We start from the raw sequence: 19,839 nt of genomic DNA on the forward strand, positions 1-19,839 counted from the left end.
TTTACTCCCTAAAACCCATAATTAAGCTGGTGCTCACAAGCATAGGCATTGGCAAGACGCTTGATGAGTAGCAGGTTTCTAAAGGTGGTTTCAACAAGATTCATATCGAGTTTTTTATCAATACACCACTGTTTGAAAACCTCACCATCATTCAATCCAAGGTTTAGACGAATAATATTAAGTGAACGCATAAAGCCAAGATCGGTTAATGCGATGCCTGTATGTTTTAATTGACATAGCGCAAACTCACAGATATTGATTGACCAGTTCGTAAGTTTGCTGAGTTCTTGCGCTTCATGAGAAACCTTTAAATCAGAGTGTTTAAGATAACCTTTATCCTGCATTTCCTGCAAAACAAATAAAAGAGCAGCAAATTCACCACTGCAAAAGGTGTCTTGTTTTAGTTTGTTAAGTGGAATGGTTGATGGTGTTGTAAACGATGTAATCTCTTGTGTTTTTGCCTTATTGATAATGTCAGCTAATTGCGTAATACACTGATAGGCATCGTTATATTTTGCATTAACATAATGCGTTTTTAGTAGATTAAAGGCATCAGTGGTTAACGTGCTTTGTAAAGCCTGCCAAGTGCGACGTTTATAAAAGATATTATGTGCACTATTAAAAAGCTCATGAGCAGCTTGTTGTGTGCATAGCTTGTTATCTACAAGAGTATCGCAGGTTGCGCGAATATTAATGCTGGGAATTGTTTGTATCATCTCATCACCCAAACGATAGTAGTTTATTGCTACTTCACTATCATCATCGGTGATATTGTTTTTATAACATTCATAGGCAAAACCAAAGCCAATCATGCCAAACACATCAAGCTCAGCAGCACGCAAAGCACCCATTGATGAGGCACCAATAACGGTAATCCCTTTCTCAAGTGCACAAAGGATTTCTTTATGCCAAACCGAGTTAGTGAAATCAAAATTGCCATCAATAAGAATAATCATGTTACTCTCTGGAATAGCGCGCAATATATCGCCTGTTTTTGCCGAAGTGTGCAGACGGGCATGCGGCAGGTTCGTTTTAATCTCAGCATGCGTGATGCTTGTCTCGGCAAAAATATCGATTTGAAGTTTGATTAGATCAAGCATTATCAAGCACCTCCTGTTTGACTAGAATGGATTTTAAAAAGGTGAGTTTCTGACTGTGATAAACATGAATAAGCGCATCTTGTTGTGCTTTGTGAAGAGCATCCTTAAGTAGTGCTAGTGCCTCAGTTATGCTGTTGGTGTTATGCTCTGAAATTTCACTGAAGCTGATTTCATAAGCGTCTGAGTTAAGCTTAAGATTTGATTTTTCATAAGCATGTTTAAATAAATCATCACGCGACCCGGCAATGGTGGTGACTTTGGATTGAATGGCTTCAGTTAGTGCGCGATTAAGAGCAATTTCTTTGTTAAGATGCGCGCCATAGCCTGAGAAAACCATTTGATTGGCTGTTTTATCTTTGCTTTGGATTAAGCAACCAATGACGGGGATGCCATAAGGGTTTGGATAATACTTTAATTCAATATGATGAAGTAGGGCGATTTTGTCATAAAAGATATGCTCAATATCGAGTTTGAATTGTTGACTCTTTAAAGCAGTGCTTTTGCGTTCAATGCACTCCAGTAAGCTGTGCACTAGAGCCTCATCATAACTGTTCCCTGATGCAATGCCTGTGGTGTCAGTGGCTTGGATCACAACATCGGGGTGTCCTGAGTCAATGGATATGAATTGAAAGGGAACATAGTAGCTTTGATTGCTTAGAAAGCTTTTACTTGGGCACCAGTTATGCGTTTTATCATCTTGGTAAATAATATTGCTAGAGAGTTGATTGGGTGAGATAAAGTGACTGTTTTGCTCAAATGGCTTGTTATATAACTCAGCCTTAACTTCTTCAGCAAAGTATAGCTCTAGCGCTTCCATATAAGCGCTAACTTTCGCCGCATCATGTGAAAATGACTTGCCTTGACTGGTTGATAATGATTTGCCTAATGGGCGAATAGAGGTGTATACAGGGATTTTGCTATCATCAAGGTCCGTTAAATTAGCCAGACGTGTAATCTTTGCTTGCGATAAATAAGCTTCAATGGCTTCAAGGGTCTCGCTAGGTGTTTTAATGCGTAGTGCGCTATCTAAAGTTGACATATTATGCGTGTCTTTCACTATATTATATTAAGAAGTGATTATTATACATGAGTCATAAACGACCTTTATATCTAAACTGGCAAAAGCTTGAAGTTAGTTGCTTTATAAGGGTTTGGTAAATATTGAAAATATGAAAAGATGGTTGGAGTTCAACGCTGATCCTTGCCGAGTATTCCGTTGCTTGCTAACTGGGGGAGGGGCAGTTTCGCGGCAGATTGATTGGGGAACAATCTCATTCGCTGAACTCATGACCCGAGTATAACGATCATTAATGTCTAAACAAGCGAAAAATTGCAGAAAGATCTTAAATACCAGTAAAAAAAGTGAATATGATTGTAATCTAACCTTTTTTGCATTGATTATTGATCGTTTTGAGTCTGCATTATATTGCATTGCAAAATAAAAATACAAACGACTATCAGCATTCCTATGTTGATAGTCATTCGCGAACACTGCCCCCAGTGTTATTGCCCCCACGCTAATTTTTAAAATCTAGCAAGCAAGTTTCTTGGTGAAGAAACAAAGATAAACGGATGGTAGCATGCAATTTCATTTATGGCAATAAAGTTATCTGATAAATCTCATTTTAATTTTAATTCAACTAGCTACTTATCGCTATTATGCTTTAATTGCTCGTGTTATTTGAGAGTGGTTGAGTGATAAGCCAATCGTTCAGTGCTTTAGATAAATCTGCAGCAAGCTCGTTAGTGACATTAGCAAAGCTCTTAGCATTTGCCTTAGCTGGTTTGTTTAAAGTAAATGTCTTAATGGCAACAGCTTGACCACTATTGGCATTTGTTAGCGTGAAGCTCACAGATAGAATGACATTGCTTTCATTGGCTTTGATGACTTGAGTGAGTTGGTTTAGGTTACCTGTTAATCGATAATCAGCATACCCAATAAAGTTACTCGAAACGATATTCTTAAAGCTCTGATAGCCTTGCAGGCTTTGCAGTAAATTTTTACTAAGCATTTGCTCAGGATCAGCTGCCCATAAATTATGTGTGTAGCTTGCCAATTCATAATTATTTTCACGATAGTACATCTGGGTTGAGTTATATGGCTGATCTGCTGTTAAAGGCGCGATAAATAGCGTCAAATCAAATCGTTTTTCAGTTTTTTGAATCGCTGACTCAGTGCCTGTGGCATTACGTGTCATTTGTAAGTTTGGTGCAATAATTTGATATTGTTTAACTTCAGGACTTTTTACTGGGGATAAAATACCACAGCTGGTGATGATGCTAACACTTGCTGCAATGCTTAATATTTTAAGAAGTTGAGTAGGTCTATACATTATTGTTCTCCTGGTCCAGGCTTCCTTGGCAATTCACCACGCACAAGGATAGATGGGTTTTGATTCATTTTCTTTAACAGATCAGATAGCTGAATGGATGTTTCATTAATATTGTTGAGCGTTTGTGCAAGTTGAGGTAATAAAATATTATTAATGCCTTGTAACGTCTGATTGTTAAAGCTTGTAATCGTTTTACTAACATGTTCCGAAGCATGAGCAACTGCTTTTGAGCCCTGATTGATATTACGAGCAATCTGATCAAGTTCGGCAGAGCTTTTGGCAGCATTTTTTAATATGATGTTTAATGACTCAATACTTTGATGAATATTTTGGCTACCAGTGGCAAGTGAGTTAGAAATATCTTCAACATTGCTAACGATATGATTGATTTTTTGAACATTGTCATCACTGATGATTTTAGCGACACGTGTTGAGATCAAAGTGACTTGCTCGGCAACAGTACTCATTTGATTGACAATATTGGTCAGGAAAGAGGGTTTGGTTTTAACAACAGGAAATGGAGGAATATCTCTAGGTTGAATAATGTGTCGATCAGGATTGCTTGAGAGCGATAAAGTAATAAAAACCTGTCCAGTAATGCCTTGTGGCACCAGGCTTGCATAGGTTGTATTGTAAATGGGGATTCCTTGCTGAATTTGCATAACGACAATAACAATGCTGGGATTTTGTTTGTCGATATTAATGCTTTCGACCTTGCCGACATTAACACCATTGTAGTTGATTGCAGCATTGACATTTAATCCCGTCACGGACTCATTAAAGCGTGCGATATAAGTGTCATATTTAATATCTTTTAAGCCAAAAGCAAGCCAAAAGCCAATAAAGATCATCACTATGGTGGTAATGATAATAAACAAACCTGCAACAAAGTAACGATTGTTTTTCATGGCTATGATCCTAGTACTGTTTTTTCTTCTTTAATGGTTTTAGCGCCATTAAAGAAATTATTAAGGTTTTCATATTGTGTCATTTTAGCAGCATTCTCAACGCTATCATGAATAAGGATGCGTTTTTGATCAATATAGACGACTTCATCAACAATGCGCCAAATACTTTCTAAATCATGGGTAATCATGATAATAGAGAGATTCAAATCTTGTTTTAATTTTAAAATCAATTGATCCAACTCATAAGTTGAGTGAGGGTCAAGACCAGCAGAAGGCTCATCGAGAAATATAATCTCAGGATCAAGTGCCAAAGTCCGTGCAAGTGCTACGCGCTTAAGCATTCCACCACTTAATTGCGAGGGGTATTTAGCATAAGCATCTTCGGATAAACCAACCATTTTAAGTTTTAAGCGTGCTAGATCAATGACAATATCACGACTGAAACTGGTGTATTCTTGTAAAGGAAACATGACATTTTCAAGTGCAGTTAAGGCGCTAAAGAGTGCACCACCTTGAAACATCATGCCCATATGGCTTGCAAACTGGCGGCGTTTTATCTCATCATCACATAGATCAGAAATTTTTTGCCCTAATAAAAAAATCTCGCCTTCAGTGACTGGCTGCAGCATCAATATTTCGCGTATCAATGTCGTTTTACCGGAGCCGCTGCCTCCAATAATTGAAGTAATGTGATGGGGGTAAATTGTCAGATTTAAATTTTTATGTACCCAGACGCCATCAAAGCAAGTGCCTAGGTTTTTTACTTCAATAATCGGTTGTTCTGTTATTTCCGGCATCACTTATATCCCTATCGCACTAAATAAGATGGAAAATAGTGCATCGGTCACAATAATCAAAAAGATCGCATAAACCACGCTTTTAGTGGTTTCTTGACCGATGCTTAACGAATTGTTTTTAACAACAGTGCCACGATAGCAGCCAACAGCACCAATAATAATTGCAAAAAATGGTGCTTTGATCAGCCCTGTCAGATAGTTATTAAATGAAACTGCTGTAGAGAAGCGTTGCAAAAAGTCATAAAAGCTAATGCCAAGCGATGTTTTCGCCATAATCATGCCGCCAACACAGCTGATAATATCAGCAATAACGATGAGTAGGGGAAGGGAGATCATCATACCAATAATGCGTGGTAATATCAGGCGCTTAATTGGGCTAATACCAAAAGTTTTAAGGGCATCAACTTCTTGCTGGACTTTCATTGAACCTAGCTCTGCCGTATATGAGGAAGCAGATCTGCCTGCGACAATAATCGCTGTGATCAAAGGTGCAAATTCACGCAGTAGTGAAATACCCAGAAGATCAACGACAAAAATATTAGCACCATAAATTTTAAGCTGTGAGCCAATTTGATAGCACAATACAATTCCGATCAAAAAGCACAGTAATGAGACAATGGGAATGGCCTTGACGCCCGTTTGGATAATGATATCTAATAATAAGCGCCATTGAGTAGCAAAAGGTGTGCGAATCACTTGTAAATAACTCATCACTGTGGCACCAATAAAAGCGATGAGATTTTTACTATCTTTAATGTAGCTTGTTGTTTGCTCGCCAATTTGATAAACCTTTTCATAAGTATTTAAAGGTTGTAAACGACTGTCATAGTTGGTGTAGTTCTTATGAACCAAATCAATTAAACTTCTTTGTGTATGAGTGACTTTAATGGCAGCTTTTAAAAAAAATTGTTGAATTTTATAAATAAAGTAAGCGCCAGAGATATCTAGCTTTTCAATTTTCTGTGCATCAATGCACATAATGTGTTCTTTAAGGTTTTTAATTTTTGCTAAGATACTTTGATCAAGCGATTGCCAGCGCCACTGTCCAGTCAATATCAGGGTTTCAGCGCTTACATAAAATTTCGCTTCGTCTTTTTTGCTCATCTTAGTAGTTTTTGACTTACTTTCTTTTTTCATCCTTGGCGCCAACATAACGAACAACTGTTCCAAAGTATAGAGGGTTATCGCTAATATTGGAAAGATTAAAAAAATTAAAAGGAATTAAGAGGATTAATATTAAAGTGATTAATCAATGCGTTATTAAGCATAATAAGTGGCAAACCAATGAGACTGTTGAAATCATCACCTTCAAGGCGTTCAAATAAACTGATGCCCAAACCTTCAACTTTAAAGCTTCCAGCACAGTTCAAAACATCTTCTTGTGCTAAGTAATTAAGAATCTCCTGATCACTTAGATTTCTAAAATGAACGTTAAACTGTGCGTGATCAATAAACTCATGATGGCTTTCTGTATCGACAAGATAAAGGCTAGTTATAAACTTAGCACATTGTCCGGAAAAAGATTGAAGTTGGCTAAAGGCACGATCTTTTGTATATGCTTTGGCGATGATCTTGTCATTGAATATCCCAACCTGATCGCTGGCAATAATAATTGTATTCTTTGGCTTAACCCTTTCTATAATCGCCTGTGCTTTGGCTTGTGCTAGGCGTTTAACAAGCGTTTGCGGTGGTTCATCTTGTCGTGTCGACTCATCAATATCAGGTGTGTAAGCCTCGACATTTGGTAAAAGTGTCTTGATTAAGTTCAAGCGGTAGGGTGAAGAAGATGCAAGAATAAATCTTTTAGGCATAAAATGTCGTATTAGCTTTTGATTAATGGCTACATATAGCGCAAAATAGCAACGTTTAAAATAAAAATCGACCCCAAAGACCAAAAAAACTAAAAAACTAAAAAACTAAAAAAACCAAGAAGATTAAAAATATGTTATTGAAAGAAGCTGACAGTTTAAACACTGAAGTGGGTGTATATGCAGCACCTAAGGTACTTTATTCAAGGCGTGAGGAGTTTTTAAATACCCTGACGCATTTTATCGGCGCATTATTTAGTATTGTGGCGCTTATTGTCATGATTGTTAAAGCCGTAACAACGGGACATACCATTAATGTGGTTGCCGTCACAATATTTGGCGTGAGCTTGATCTCAATGTATGGTGCTTCAAGTATTTATCATGGTGTGTCTAACCCTCGGCTTAAAAAAGTATTGCGCAAAGTGGATCATTTAAACATTTATTTCTTAATTGCTGGCACCTATACGCCGATTGCATTGATTGCTTTATCAGGTGTTTATGGTTGGATTGTTTTTGCGCTTTTATGGGGTGCGGCAATTGCCGGATTTGTCTATAAAGTACTGTTTTTTGGGGATGGTTGGTTATCAACTGCACTTTACGTCATTATGGGCTGGACAGCGATTGGTTTTATTGTACAAATCGTTGAGGCGTTGCCTGGCGGCTGCTTGATGTGGATTATTTTAGGTGGCGTGCTTTATACCAGTGGCGTGGTTTTTTATATGCTTGATGAGAAAATTGAGTTTTGTCATTTTCTATGGCATTTATTTGTACTTGCTGGCAGTATTGCGCATTTTTTTGCAATTTACCTTTATATTGCGGGTATGAGCTAAGCGCTGACTAATGACTTGAGTTTAGGTTTTATATTCTTGTAAGCGTTGCTTATGCTTGACCGCGGGAAATTCAGAAGAAAAATTTATGAGCGAAATGATATGAATATAATACACCTAACCACCAATAAAGGACGCCCAGACGCTCTCAGATTTTATGAAAAGCTGGGATTTAAAGCCAGCCACGAAGGTATGAAATTATATCTGGAGCAAAAATAATGGGAAAAATGATTCTTGATCAAGAATACAACAAATTGTTTTTAGAGTTTAAAACGCGTGTAACTGCATCAAGATATAGGGCTGCTGTTAAAGTTAACAACGAGCTAATTAATCTTTATCATCACATAGGCAATATTATTTTGCAGTCGCAAGAAAAAGAAGGATGGGGAGCTAAGATTATTAATCAGCTATCAATGGACTTAAGAGCAGAGTTTCCAGATATGAAGGGTTTTAGTCCCCAGAACCTTAAATATATGCGTAAATTTGCAGAGGAATTTAGCCAAACTGAAATTGGTCAACAAGCTGTTGACCAAATCCCTTGGGGTCACATCGTACTACTTATATACTCAGGGCTAGATAAAGAGCAAATAAATTTCTATGTAAATCAAGCAGTTGAAAACGGCTGGTCTAGAAACGTACTGTCAATACAAATAGAAACCAAATTACATAAAAGGAAAGGTGCGGCCGTTACCAATTTTGATAAAAAATTACCCTTACCTCAATCAGACTTAGCACAATCAACATTAAAAAATCCATATTTATTTGATTTTTTAAGTTTTGGAGACAAAGCTCAAGAACGTGAAGTCGAAAAAGGTTTAGTAAAGCACATAGAAAAATTCCTTTTAGAACTGGGTGAAGGATTCGCATTTCTAGGAAGGCAATATCACTTGCAAGTTGAGGATCAGGATTTTTATATTGATATGCTTTTTTACCATATAAAACTGCGCTCCTTTGTCGTTTTAGAGCTTAAGTCAGGTCAGTTTAAACCAGAATATGCAGGCAAAATGAATTTTTACTTATCTGCTGTTGATGATTTATTAAAACATTCTGGTGATAACCCATCTATTGGCTTAATTCTGTGTCGATCAAAGGTGGGTGTTTTAGCAGAATATGCATTGCGTGATATGACAAAACCAATAGGGCTTGCTGAATATCGCCTAGAAGATTCATTACCTGATAATATTAAAACATCACTACCAACGATTGAAGAGCTTGAATCTGAGTTGTCGAAAAGAATTAATTCTGATGAGGACGGTGATGAGTAAGATTACTTTTGAAAAAGAAACAAAATTAATTGATTTCGACAAAGATCAACCTAAGAGAATTATTTTTAGTTTTAATAGCGAATCAGCTACCCCAGATGAAAATGACGAGAGTGTTGTTTATGAATGCAGAAAGAGATAATTTTTCAAAATCTAATACGAGATAAAGTATCAATGACAAAGAATGGAATGAAATCACAAAAAATGAAGCAAGATGTTAGCGCAATGATATTGGCAGCAGGTCGTGGACGCAGAATGGGTAACATGACCAATCACACACCAAAGCCACTAATTAAAGTCAATGGCAAGTCATTGATTGAGTGGCAAATAGAGCGCCTTGTTAGCGCAGGGATAACCAATATTGTGATTAACGTTGCCTATTTAGCTGAGTTAATTGTCGATGAAATTGGTTTTGGCGAGCCTTGGGGAATAACTATTTGCTACCTATATGAGCCTCTAGATGCCTATGATACCGGTGGTGGCATTGCGCGAGCGTTACCATGGCTTAGTGATCCCTTTATTGTGGTTAATGCCGATGTGATGACTGATTATGATTTCTCGCATCTTATTCACTATAGTCAAGCCATGAAATCATTAGCGCATTTAATCCTAGTGCCTAACCCTAAACATAATCTAAAGGGTGATTTTTGTTTGGATGGTCAAAGCAATATTATCGATAAAACCGATCAAATAGGGCAAAGCTATACTTATACGGGCATTAGTGTGTGCAGGAAGTCATTGTTTGCCAATGTTTATGTTGGAGAGAAGGTTTCTCTGCCAAGCATTTGGCAGTCTTTCATTGAGCAAAAAGCAATAAGTGGTGAGATTTATCATGCCAATTGGTGTGATGTTGGCACGCCTGAACGTTGGCAGGAGGTTAGTAATGGCTACTAAACCGGTTATTAACAGTAAAAAAGAGTTATTTGCATCACGCTTATTCAAAGTTGAAGCACTTGATTTAACGTTTAGTAATGGTAATACACGTACTTATGAACGTATTGCGCCTAAAAGTGATGGGCATACTGCTGTATTAATTGTACCGATGCTTGATGATAATACGGTGTTGCTTATCAAAGAGTACTCATCAGGTGTCGAGGACTATACGCTAGGTTTTCCAAAAGGTGCGATTGATCAAGGGGAAGATCTCTATCAAGCAGCAGATCGGGAGTTGATGGAAGAAGCCGGCTTTAGCGCAAAGCATTATACGTATCTTAAGGATGTTTATTTGTCGCCTAATTATATGAAGCAGCATATCTCATTAGTCGTCGCTGAAGGTCTTTCAGTCAAAACGGCTCAAGGCGATGAACCAGAAGATTTAGAAGTTGTGCCATGGAAATTATCAGATATTGATGCACTCATCACGCATCCGCAGTTTATCGAATGTCGTAGCTTTGCCGCTTTATTATTTGTCTGGAAAAAATGGCTAGGAAAATAATTGCTAATAAAAATGAATCGATAAGTTACGCTAATGCTTACCTCGCCCCTTGTGGGAGAGCTCATCTAGCGTAAGCTGCACGGGTGAGGGGTGATTGAAGTTTAACTACTTATGATAGAGTTCATACATTTCTTTAGCGTGTTGTAATGTTTTATTGGTAATATCAACACCACCAATGATGCGTGCCGTTTCATTAATGCGCTCTTCTTTATTAAGCTCTAGCACTTCTGAAATCGTTTCATGTTCAAGATGCTTTTTGCTGATATGTAATTGCTGGTCACCTTGAATAGAAACTTGTGCTTGATGGGTAATACAAAGGATTTGCGCGTTTTTAGCGACTTGCTTAAGGAGCTTACCCACAATCTCAGCCGTGCCGCCACTAATGCCGACATCGACTTCGTCAAAGATAATGGTTGGCGGGGCGATTTTTTTTGATGAAACAACATGTATCGCAAGTCCAATACGGCTTAATTCACCGCCTGAGGCGACCTTATCAATAGGGGCAGGTTGCTGTCCTGGGTTAAAGTTAATTAAAAAATCGCAGTGATCAATACCATTGGCATGCTTTGTTTGACCTTGAGTAATACGTGCGTAAAACTCACCTTTTGGAATATTTAGTTGACGAATATATTGTTCAATTTCACTGGCGAATACTTTGCTTGCTACTTGACGTTTGTTGCTTAGTGTTTTGGCTTTGCTTAGATACGTTTCTTCTAAAAGTGATTTGTCTTTAGTTAATTGCAGAAGTTTCTGCTCATTTTGCGCATGGGCATTAATTTTTTGCTCAAGCTCAGCAATATGTAGATAAAGCTGTTTGGGGTCAACCTTGTGTTTACGTGCTAGCTGATAGATCTCATTAAGTCGCTGGTCAATCTGCTGTAATTTCTCAGGGTTAATCTCCAGATGATCTAAAAGGTGCCTTGCCTCATGTTCAGCTTCTTTTAAATAGACTGTAGACTCTGTTAGTAGGTTGTAAATGTTTTTAAACGCTGAGTTGTCGCTATATGTACTTAATTGATGTATTAGGTTATCGAGTGTACCTAATAGGCTTTGCTCATTATCATTGATGCATTCAACAACTTGGGCGATGGTATGGATTTGTGCCTCGGCATTCGCTAATGACTTGTGTTCTTGATCTAGGTCATTTAGTTCATCTGCGCCAAGATTTAATTGAACCAGTTCATCATATTGATATTGCATTAATGCTAAAGCCGTTTTGTCTTTTTCAATACGTTCTTTTTCTTCGGTAATCTGAGTGTTAATTTCAGAGAGCTTTTTGAAAATCACGGTGATTTCATCTACTTCAGCGCCCAAGCCAGCATAAGTGTCAAGGCGTATTAACTGGTTGGCAGGATCTAATAAACTGTGATGAGCGTTCTGACCATAGATGCTAATTAACTGCTCACTTAATTGTTTAAGCTGTGTCAAGGTCACTAAACTGCCGTTGATGAATGCGCGTGTTTTGCCATCTTTTTGAATCACGCGACGCAATAAACATTCATTGTCTTCGGCGAGTTCAAAGCTTTTTAATAGCGTTTTGGCATTAGGAATCTTACTGATATCAAAAATAGCAGAGATTTCACACGCCTGATCATTAGTTAATACTGATTTATCAACACGTGCACCAAGAACGATATTAAGGGCATCTAATAAAATAGATTTTCCAGCACCGGTTTCGCCTGTAATTGTGGTCATACCCGATTTGAAATGGATTTCAGAATTTTTGATAATGGCAAAGTTTTTGATTCCAAGAAAGTTAAGCATTATTTAGTGGTCTTAAGACAAAGTATGGTGAAAATGTAGCATATCCAGCTCTAAAAAGCTTTTAAAATAACATTGTCTTAAGCGTCTTTTTTTGTCATGATGCGTCTTAAGTTTTAAGCGCTTAAAGTATTCAAAATAACTCATATGAGCAAGTTAATCGACATTCCAGTAAAAGTTGAAAGCGGTAAAAAATACCAAACTGAGCAAGGATTTTCCGCAGTCAAAGACGGTATTAAAGATAAGAAAATCAATGAGATCCGTATTCAAAAGCCTGATTGGTTAAAGGTGGCAAAGCAAGATTCAACAAAGACGTATCTGCAGGTGAAGTCACTAACTAAAAAGCATAAGTTATCTACAGTGTGTGAAGAGGCAAAATGCCCTAATATCAATGAGTGTTGGTCACATGGCACTGCCACGATTATGTTGATGGGAAGTGTCTGCACAAGAGCATGTAAGTTTTGCTCGGTTGATACGGGTAATCCCAAAGGTTGGTTAGATGTCAATGAACCGAAGAATGCTGCTGAAAGTGTTAAATTAATGGGGCTTCAATATGTGGTGTTAACGTCAGTAGATCGCGATGATCTATCAGATGGCGGGGCGGCACATTACGCACAAACCATTAATGAAATAAAAGCACTTATTCCTGAGATTAAAGTTGAAGCCTTAACACCTGATTTTCAAGGAGATACAAAGGCGATTGATAAACTTATCGCGACAGAGATGGATGTCTTTGCACAAAACGTCGAAACGATTGAGCGCTTGACAACTAAGGTGCGTGACCCGCGTGCTGGTTATTGGCAAACGATTAAAGTGCTTGAATATGTCAAATCACAAAAACCTCAGATTTTAACGAAAACGAGTTTAATGTTAGGTTTAGGGGAGACGCATGACGAAGTGCTCAAAGCGATGGATGATTTGCGTGCTGCTAAGGTTGACATTTTGACTCTAGGGCAATATATGCAGCCAACGAAACATCATTTAGCAATTGATCGCTTTGTCACACCCAAAGAGTTTGACGATTATCGTCAAGTTGGTTTGGAAAAAGGCTTTCTTGAAGTTGCTTCTGGCCCCATGGTGCGCTCAAGTTATCGCGCTGATCGTGTCTTTAAACGTAATAATTTAGATTTGTAATTTTACCATATGATTTCCAAGTCGATGCTCGTTTGTTAAGACGTGCGTTAATAGATAATGGTTATAGTGAGCTACCTATTTTGAGTGAACATGTTGTTGAAGTGAATACGCTGCCAATGATTCATAAAGATCCATTTGATCGTATTTTAATTGCCCAATCGATGGTGGAAGGAATTATGCTAATATCTGCCGATGAGTCCGTTTGTCAGTACAACCGAGCAATGATCAAGAAAGTATAGGGTTAAAAGAGTTTTAGAATATCATGTAAGAAGCCTATAAAACCTGTTAATGCTGTTATATAATGCGCAGCAGTTTTGCAAATAGTAAAAAAAAAAGCAAAAAAGCAAAAAAGCAAAAGAAGATATTCATAAGGAGACAAAATGGCATTATCGGTAGTGATCTTGGCGGCAGGTCAAGGCTCACGCATGTGTTCCAAAAAATCCAAAGTGTTACAAACATTAGCAGGAAAAACCTTAATACGACATGTTGTTGAAACGGTGGAGTCACTTCAAGCAGATAATATTATCGTGGTGCAGGGACATCTTGGGCAGCAGGTGCAATCCTCTTTGGAGGATAAAACAATCACATGGGTTGAGCAAACTGATCGTTTAGGCACTGGACATGCCGTTTTACAGGCTCTGCCTTATATTAATAAGGAAGATAAGGTTTTGATACTTTATGGCGATGTACCCTTAGTTTCTTTTGATACCTTGAATCATTTAATTGAAGTCACCCGTGAGGATGATTTAGGAATTTTAACGGCTGAGCTTGATAACCCCGTGGGACTTGGGCGGATTTTACGTAATCGCTTCGGTGAAATTGAGTCAATTGTTGAAGAGAAAGATGCCTCAGATATTCAACGCCAAATTAAAGAAATTAATACGGGTATTTATTGTGTTAGTGGTAAACACCTACATCAGTGGTTGCCTGCGATTGAAAATAACAATAAACAGAAAGAGTATTATCTAACCGATATTGTTGCCTTTGCTTGTCGAGATAAAGTTAATATTCGTGCCGCACATCCAGCGCATAACTTTGAGATTTTAGGCGTTAATACCCGTGCGCAATTGGCAGATCTTGAGCGAATGTGGCAAAAAGCAGTGGCAGAACGGGTGATGGCAAAAGGTGTTTCTTTAGCTGATCCTAATCGTTTTGATGTGAGAGGTTCTGTTGAGATTGGGGCGGATACATGGGTGGATATTAATGTATTAATCAAAGGTAATGTTGTTATTGGCGAAGACTGTGTGATCGGTGCTAATTGTATCTTAAAAGACTGTGTGATCGGTGATAACGTTAAAATAAAACCCAATACGATTATCGACGGCGCTGATATTAAAACCAATGCTGTTGTTGGACCTTTTGCGCGTATTCGTCCTGGAAGCATATTGGATGAAGGTGCGCATATTGGTAATTTTGTTGAGATTAAAAAGTCAATAATTGGCAAGGGCAGTAAAGCCAATCATTTAACATATATCGGTGATAGCACGGTAGGTTATAACTGCAATATTGGTGCTGGTGTGATTACCTGCAATTATGATGGAGCTAACAAGCATCAAACGATGATTGGCAATGACGTATTTGTTGGCTCTGATTGTCAGTTGATTGCACCTGTGAGTATTGGTGATGGCGCAAATATTGCCGCAGGCTCAACGATTACCAAAGATGTGCCAGAAGGGAAACTCACGATTAATCGAATGAATAAGCAAACAGTTGTGCCAGGTTGGCAGCGACCAGTTAAAAAATAGCAAATATGACGCGAGAGCGTATTGCATATGCTCAACAAAGAAAGAAACTGTAAGGGCATATTGTATACGCCCAAAAAAATCAAGAAAGTAGGGGCGTATTGAATACGCCCAAAAAACAAAGAACCGTAGGGGCGTATTGCATACGCCCAATAGACAAAAAGCGAGAAAGTTATGTGTGGTATTGTTGGCGCGGTTTCAGAGCGCAATGTATTAGCGATTTTACTTGAGGGGCTAAAGCGCCTTGAATATCGTGGATATGATTCAGCGGGTGTGGCGTTATTAGATAATAAAGGCAAAATTGAGCGTATACGTGCTCTGGGTAAAGTTCAGATGCTTGCAGAGAAAGTGGCAAAAGATAGTGGCTTTAAAGGGTCTACTGGTATTGCACATACCCGTTGGGCAACGCATGGTGAGCCATCAGAGCAAAACGCGCATCCACATGTTAGCCAGTCAGGTAAAATTGCGATTGTACATAATGGTATTATTGAAAACTATATGTCCCTCAAAGAGCAACTCATTGCAGAGGGTGTGTCATTTCAATCACAAACAGATACTGAAGTGGTCGCGCATTTGCTGGAACACGATTGGAATACTAAACATGACTTTATTAGCAATGTTCAAGCAGTAATTAAAAAGCTCAAAGGCGCGTATGGTCTGGCAGTTATGCATGAGGATCATCCGCACAGTATCGTTGTGGTGCGTTCAGGCTCCCCTATTGTAATAGGCTTCGGCATTGGTGAGAATTTTATTTCTTCTGATACTTTGTCATTATTGCCTGTTACCAATCGTTTTGCGTATCTTGATGAGGGGGATATGGCACTTGTTACACGTGAAAAAGTAGAGGCGTACGATCAGTCAGGCATTAAAAAAGTCTTAGATATTAAAGAGCTGGATCAAGCCCAAGATGCTGCCGCTAAGGGTAAGTATAAGCATTATATGCAAAAAGAAATCTTTGAGCAGCCGCAAGTGATTGCCGATACATTTGCTAATTGTATTAGTGTGGATAATGAGATTATTATTGAGAAGTTTGGCTTGGAAGCCAAATCACTTTTTGCTGATGTTGAGCATGTTAAAATCGTAGCTTGTGGCACGAGTTTCCACGCCGGATTGGTCGCTAAATACTGGATAGAGGAATACGCACAAATTCCTGTTGATGTTGAGATTGCCAGTGAGTTTCGTTATCGCCAGAGTGTGGTGCCAAAAAATAGTTTATTTATCACGGTGTCGCAATCAGGGGAAACCGCAGATACCTTGGCAGCATTGCGTCAAGCCAAAGTGCTTGGATTTATGAAGACATTGAGTATTTGTAATATGCCTAATAGCTCAATGGTGCGTGAAGCTGATTTGGTGTTTATGACGCAAGCGGGTCTTGAAATGGGGGTCGCTTCAACCAAAGCATTTACCACACAGTTAGTTGGTTTTCTGCTTCTTGCAGTTGCCTTGGGTAAGTCACGAAAAGTATTGAGCTTAGCGCTTGAGAAAAATATCTTATCATCACTCAAAAAAGCACCTGAAATTGCTAAAAATGTCTTGGCTTTAGATGCTGAGATTGAGCAGCTTTCTTATGACTTTGTTGAGAAACATCATACGCTATTTTTGGGGCGAGGTGCGCAGTATCCAGTGGCACTAGAAGGTGCACTTAAACTCAAAGAGATCTCTTATATTCATGCTGAAGCTTATCCTGCAGGTGAGCTTAAGCATGGTCCATTAGCTTTGGTGGATAAAGATATGCCAATTGTCGCGGTTGCACCTAATGACACGTTACTTGAGAAACTTGAGAGTAATTTGCAAGAAGTGCAAGCACGTGGTGGCAAGCTCTATGTGTTTGTTGATCATGCGATTAGTCAGTCACTACATATTGATTCAAAACACACTTTTATTATCGAGAGTGTGCCAGAGGTCATCTCACCGATTATTTTCACCATCCCATTGCAGCTTTTCTCTTATCACGTGGCAGTGCAAAAAGGCACGGATGTTGATCAGCCGCGCAATTTAGCAAAATCAGTAACGGTTGAGTAATGAATATTCTGGCAATTGATACCTCAAGCGCTTATTGTTCGATAGCGCTTTTTACAGAAGACAAGCAGTGCTTTAGCGTCACGCGTCATATTCCACGTAAGCATAATGAGCAGCTTTTACCAATGATTGATGAGTTAATCAAGCAATCAGGTATACACAAAAGAGAGATCAATTTACTTGCCTATGGCGTGGGACCTGGCAGTTTTGTTGGTGTGCGTTTAGCTGCAGCGGCTATTCAGGCAATGGCATTAACACTAGATTGTCCCGTGATTGGTTTCTCATCAATGCAGGCGATTGCAATAAGTGCTTACCATCGCTATAAGGCAGAGCATATAACTGTCATGCTTGATGCGCGTATGTCAGATGTTTATTTTGGACAATATATCTGGGATAAGGATTCTCAGATTATGAAAATCACTCAAGAAAAATGCCTAAAAGTTGCTGCATTTAATCAGGCGATTGAAGAGCAAAATTTAGGGTTTGTTATTGGTGATGTGATCAATGGTGTGGATATTGAGCTTAATGCCATAGATTACTGCCCTGATGTCAGCTTGTTGCAAGAAGTGATTCTGTATAATTATCAACAGTCTAAAGTTGATCAGCAGTCTAAAACTATTGTCCAGCCTGTCTATTTGCAGGGCACTTCTCAATGGAAAAAGTTGTAAGCTTAGTCCTTAAGTTTGATATTGCTTTTATTGAGTTGAAAGCCTAACTGCTCTAGGTTTTGAATCTCAGGATCTGCCTTTAATGAGGTGTAAATTTCATCGATTTTTTGTGCCTTTTGTTGCTGGATTACTTGAGCTGGTGTCACCTGTGTCGTCACAGGAGGCGTTGCTGTTTCAACGGTATGATCAATTGGTGATATAACAGTAGCTGCTGAAGTAGCATTTTCTGTTGATTGCTTAGCTACTTGACTAGCAGGTGGTGCTAATGTGGTATTAGCATTTGCTTTAGTTGGTGCTTGATCTTGGTTTAAATGGCTAAAAGTAACCTTAATATTACGCCCTTGTTTAAGACTCAAGGCATCTTCAATTTTCTTAATTGCACTCGTTGTAATGAGCGCTTTGACCGAATCAGAAGTTTGTAACGTATAGATATTATCAGTATTATCAAGCAGGCTTGAGTTTAAGACAATTTGTAGTGTTGTGCCTTTAAGTCCAAGGCTTTGACTTAGGTGGTACCAATCAATTTTACTATTTTTACTATTGTTGGTTGCTAAATTAGTGTCATTAACAGTCGCATCAGCCTTTGGTGCGGTGATTGTCTTACTCTCTGCTATTGTTTCAGCTTTTTCGATCGTCATATGCTTGCTGTCAGATGTGGACTCTTCGGCAATCATTGGTTTTGGCTCATTAAGTGTTTTATCTTCTGTTACAAGGTTTGGTGTGATAGCTTTATCGGTAACAGACGCAATAACAGTGGATTTATGCGCTTGGCTAATAGAATGAGATTGACTTGGTGTTGCAAGTGCTTTTTTAAGTGCGCTTAGATCAGGTTTTTTACTTAGGCTTGGTACTGTCTTTGTATTTGTCAGCGGTACTGTTTTGTTTGCCGCTTGTGATACAGGCAGCAAATCCAGTGAAAAAGCGCACAAGCGTAATAATGCCATGCCTAAGCCACATTGGGCGTTTGGTGCCAAATGAAGATCTTCTTTGGCTTTGATTGTTAGTTGGTAATAAAGCTGCAATGTGTCTTTAGTGTAATGTTCTGATATGGTTTTAAGAATTTCATCTGAGCATGGAATGCTTGATAAGCCTTGATAGCTAAAGCCAATAAGGCTTGCGTAGTAAAAACATTCTGCCAGAGCGTTTAATACCGATTGTGGTGATTTACCCGCGAGAATAATGTCATCTGAAAAGTTAATAATAGCGTTAGTATCTTCTTCTAATAATGCAATCACCAATTTATCAATCATTTCCTTATCAACAATGCCAAGCATTGTTTGCACAGCATGTGTTAGAATCTCGCCTTTGCTATAAGCAATTGATTGATCAGTTAAGCTCAGTGCATCACGCATACTGCCATCAGCAGCGTGAGCAATAATTTTTAATGCATTTTGCTCAAAGGCAATTGCTTCAAGTCCGAGGATTTCAACAAGTTTTTGCTCAATCTGCGTCTCACTTAAGTGCTTTAAGTTAAACTGCAAACAGCGTGATAAAATCGTGATGGGTAGTTTATGTGGATCAGTTGTTGCTAGTAGAAACTTAACGTGCTCTGGTGGCTCTTCAAGGGTCTTTAGAAGTGCGTTAAAGCTGTGTTGTGACAACATATGCACTTCATCAATGAGATAAATCTTATATTTACCTTGGCTTGGCATATACTGGACGTTATCAAGAATATCGCGGGTATCTTCAACCTTAGTGCGTGAAGCAGCATCGATTTCAATCAAATCAACAAAACGACCTTGCTCAATCGCAGCACAGTGCTCACATTGCCCACAAGGGTGAGAGGATACACCATTTAAGCAGTTAACCGATTTTGCCAGAAGGCGTGCCAATGAGGTTTTACCAACGCCTCGAGTCCCTGTGAAAAGATAAGCGTGATGTAAACGATTTTGATCCAATGCATGGATTAAGCTATTTAAAACGTGTTGTTGACCAACAACTTCGGAGAAGTTTTTAGGGCGATATTTGCGGGCTAAAACTTGATAAGACATTTATGTACTTTGCTAACTCAAATTGCCAACTAGTATAACGACAACCTTGCCTAA

The 19,839-nt window shown here is 38.6% G+C and carries 19 protein-coding genes; 10 read left to right on the plus strand and 9 right to left on the minus strand.

Annotation, left to right across the window (positions count from 1 at the left end; all coding sequences use genetic code 11):
• Nucleotides 1–8: 8 nt before the first annotated feature.
• The 7 genes from NYP54_RS00395 to NYP54_RS00425 form a co-directional block, all read right to left on the minus strand.
• Nucleotides 9–1,100, minus strand: a complete 1,092-nt coding sequence (locus tag NYP54_RS00395; RefSeq protein ID WP_283156669.1) for a TfuA-like protein — start codon at nt 1,098–1,100, stop codon at nt 9–11.
• A complete protein-coding gene (locus NYP54_RS00400; protein ID WP_283156670.1) occupies nt 1,093–2,157 on the minus strand; it encodes a YcaO-like family protein in 1,065 nt (354 codons plus the stop codon). The genes NYP54_RS00395 and NYP54_RS00400 overlap by 8 nt, the downstream gene beginning before the upstream one ends.
• 607 nt (nt 2,158–2,764) lie before the next feature.
• Entirely contained in the window at nt 2,765–3,433 is a 669-nt protein-coding gene (lptE, locus tag NYP54_RS00405; protein WP_283156671.1) for an LPS assembly lipoprotein LptE, read from the minus strand.
• Nucleotides 3,433–4,341 (minus strand): MlaD family protein, encoded by a 909-nt coding sequence (locus tag NYP54_RS00410; RefSeq protein WP_283156672.1) that lies wholly within the window; start codon nt 4,339–4,341, stop codon nt 3,433–3,435. The genes lptE and NYP54_RS00410 overlap by 1 nt, the downstream gene beginning before the upstream one ends.
• Before the next feature lie 2 nt (nt 4,342–4,343).
• Nucleotides 4,344–5,138, minus strand: coding sequence for an ATP-binding cassette domain-containing protein (locus NYP54_RS00415; RefSeq protein WP_283156673.1), 795 nt, complete (start codon nt 5,136–5,138; stop codon nt 4,344–4,346).
• 3 nt (nt 5,139–5,141) lie between these two features.
• Nucleotides 5,142–6,275 (minus strand): ABC transporter permease, encoded by a 1,134-nt coding sequence (locus tag NYP54_RS00420; protein ID WP_283156674.1) that lies wholly within the window; start codon nt 6,273–6,275, stop codon nt 5,142–5,144.
• Nucleotides 6,276–6,349: 74 nt separating this feature from the next.
• Nucleotides 6,350–6,949, minus strand: a complete 600-nt coding sequence (locus NYP54_RS00425; RefSeq protein ID WP_283156675.1) for a nucleoside triphosphate pyrophosphatase — start codon at nt 6,947–6,949, stop codon at nt 6,350–6,352.
• Between the two features lie 131 nt (nt 6,950–7,080).
• Between NYP54_RS00425 and NYP54_RS00430 the strand changes: the two genes are divergently transcribed.
• The 5 genes from NYP54_RS00430 (at nt 7,081) to nudE (ending at nt 10,470) form a co-directional block, all read left to right on the plus strand.
• On the plus strand, nt 7,081–7,776 hold the full coding sequence (locus NYP54_RS00430; protein WP_283156676.1) for a hemolysin III family protein: 696 nt from the start codon (nt 7,081–7,083) through the stop codon (nt 7,774–7,776).
• Between the two features lie 215 nt (nt 7,777–7,991).
• Entirely contained in the window at nt 7,992–9,038 is a 1,047-nt protein-coding gene (locus tag NYP54_RS00435) for a PDDEXK nuclease domain-containing protein (RefSeq protein WP_283156677.1), read from the plus strand.
• Complete coding sequence (locus tag NYP54_RS00440; protein WP_283156678.1) at nt 9,031–9,177, plus strand: hypothetical protein; 147 nt, start codon at nt 9,031–9,033, stop codon at nt 9,175–9,177. Before NYP54_RS00435 ends, NYP54_RS00440 begins: the two co-directional genes overlap by 8 nt.
• Nucleotides 9,178–9,209: 32 nt before the next feature.
• Complete coding sequence (locus NYP54_RS00445) at nt 9,210–9,929, plus strand: nucleotidyltransferase family protein (RefSeq protein WP_283156679.1); 720 nt, start codon at nt 9,210–9,212, stop codon at nt 9,927–9,929.
• Complete coding sequence (gene nudE, locus NYP54_RS00450) at nt 9,919–10,470, plus strand: ADP compounds hydrolase NudE (protein ID WP_283156680.1); 552 nt, start codon at nt 9,919–9,921, stop codon at nt 10,468–10,470. The genes NYP54_RS00445 and nudE overlap by 11 nt, the downstream gene beginning before the upstream one ends.
• Before the next feature lie 105 nt (nt 10,471–10,575).
• Here nudE and recN read toward each other — a convergent pair whose 3' ends face one another.
• Nucleotides 10,576–12,234 (minus strand): DNA repair protein RecN, encoded by a 1,659-nt coding sequence (recN, locus tag NYP54_RS00455; RefSeq protein WP_283156681.1) that lies wholly within the window; start codon nt 12,232–12,234, stop codon nt 10,576–10,578.
• 144 nt (nt 12,235–12,378) lie between these two features.
• Between recN and lipA the strand changes: the two genes are divergently transcribed.
• From lipA to tsaB, 5 genes are all read left to right on the plus strand, one after another.
• Complete coding sequence (gene lipA / locus NYP54_RS00460; protein WP_283156682.1) at nt 12,379–13,365, plus strand: lipoyl synthase; 987 nt, start codon at nt 12,379–12,381, stop codon at nt 13,363–13,365.
• 32 nt (nt 13,366–13,397) lie between these two features.
• Nucleotides 13,398–13,604: a type II toxin-antitoxin system VapC family toxin gene (locus tag NYP54_RS00465; protein WP_283156683.1), complete on the plus strand. Its 207-nt coding sequence runs from the start codon at nt 13,398–13,400 to the stop codon at nt 13,602–13,604.
• A 141-nt stretch (nt 13,605–13,745) separates the two neighbouring features.
• Nucleotides 13,746–15,110 (plus strand): bifunctional UDP-N-acetylglucosamine diphosphorylase/glucosamine-1-phosphate N-acetyltransferase GlmU, encoded by a 1,365-nt coding sequence (gene glmU / locus NYP54_RS00470; RefSeq protein WP_283156684.1) that lies wholly within the window; start codon nt 13,746–13,748, stop codon nt 15,108–15,110.
• Between the two features lie 171 nt (nt 15,111–15,281).
• Nucleotides 15,282–17,129 (plus strand): glutamine--fructose-6-phosphate transaminase (isomerizing), encoded by a 1,848-nt coding sequence (gene glmS / locus NYP54_RS00475; RefSeq protein ID WP_283156685.1) that lies wholly within the window; start codon nt 15,282–15,284, stop codon nt 17,127–17,129.
• Nucleotides 17,129–17,794, plus strand: a complete 666-nt coding sequence (tsaB, locus tag NYP54_RS00480) for a tRNA (adenosine(37)-N6)-threonylcarbamoyltransferase complex dimerization subunit type 1 TsaB (protein ID WP_283156686.1) — start codon at nt 17,129–17,131, stop codon at nt 17,792–17,794. Before glmS ends, tsaB begins: the two co-directional genes overlap by 1 nt.
• Before the next feature lie 2 nt (nt 17,795–17,796).
• Here the strand turns inward: tsaB and dnaX are convergent, their stop codons facing one another.
• Entirely contained in the window at nt 17,797–19,785 is a 1,989-nt protein-coding gene (gene dnaX, locus NYP54_RS00485) for a DNA polymerase III subunit gamma/tau (protein WP_283156687.1), read from the minus strand.
• Nucleotides 19,786–19,839 lie beyond the last annotated feature (54 nt).

It is taken from the genome of Cysteiniphilum sp. QT6929, assembly GCF_030035755.1.
GTDB classification, from domain to species: domain Bacteria; phylum Pseudomonadota; class Gammaproteobacteria; order Francisellales; family Francisellaceae; genus Caedibacter; species Caedibacter litoralis.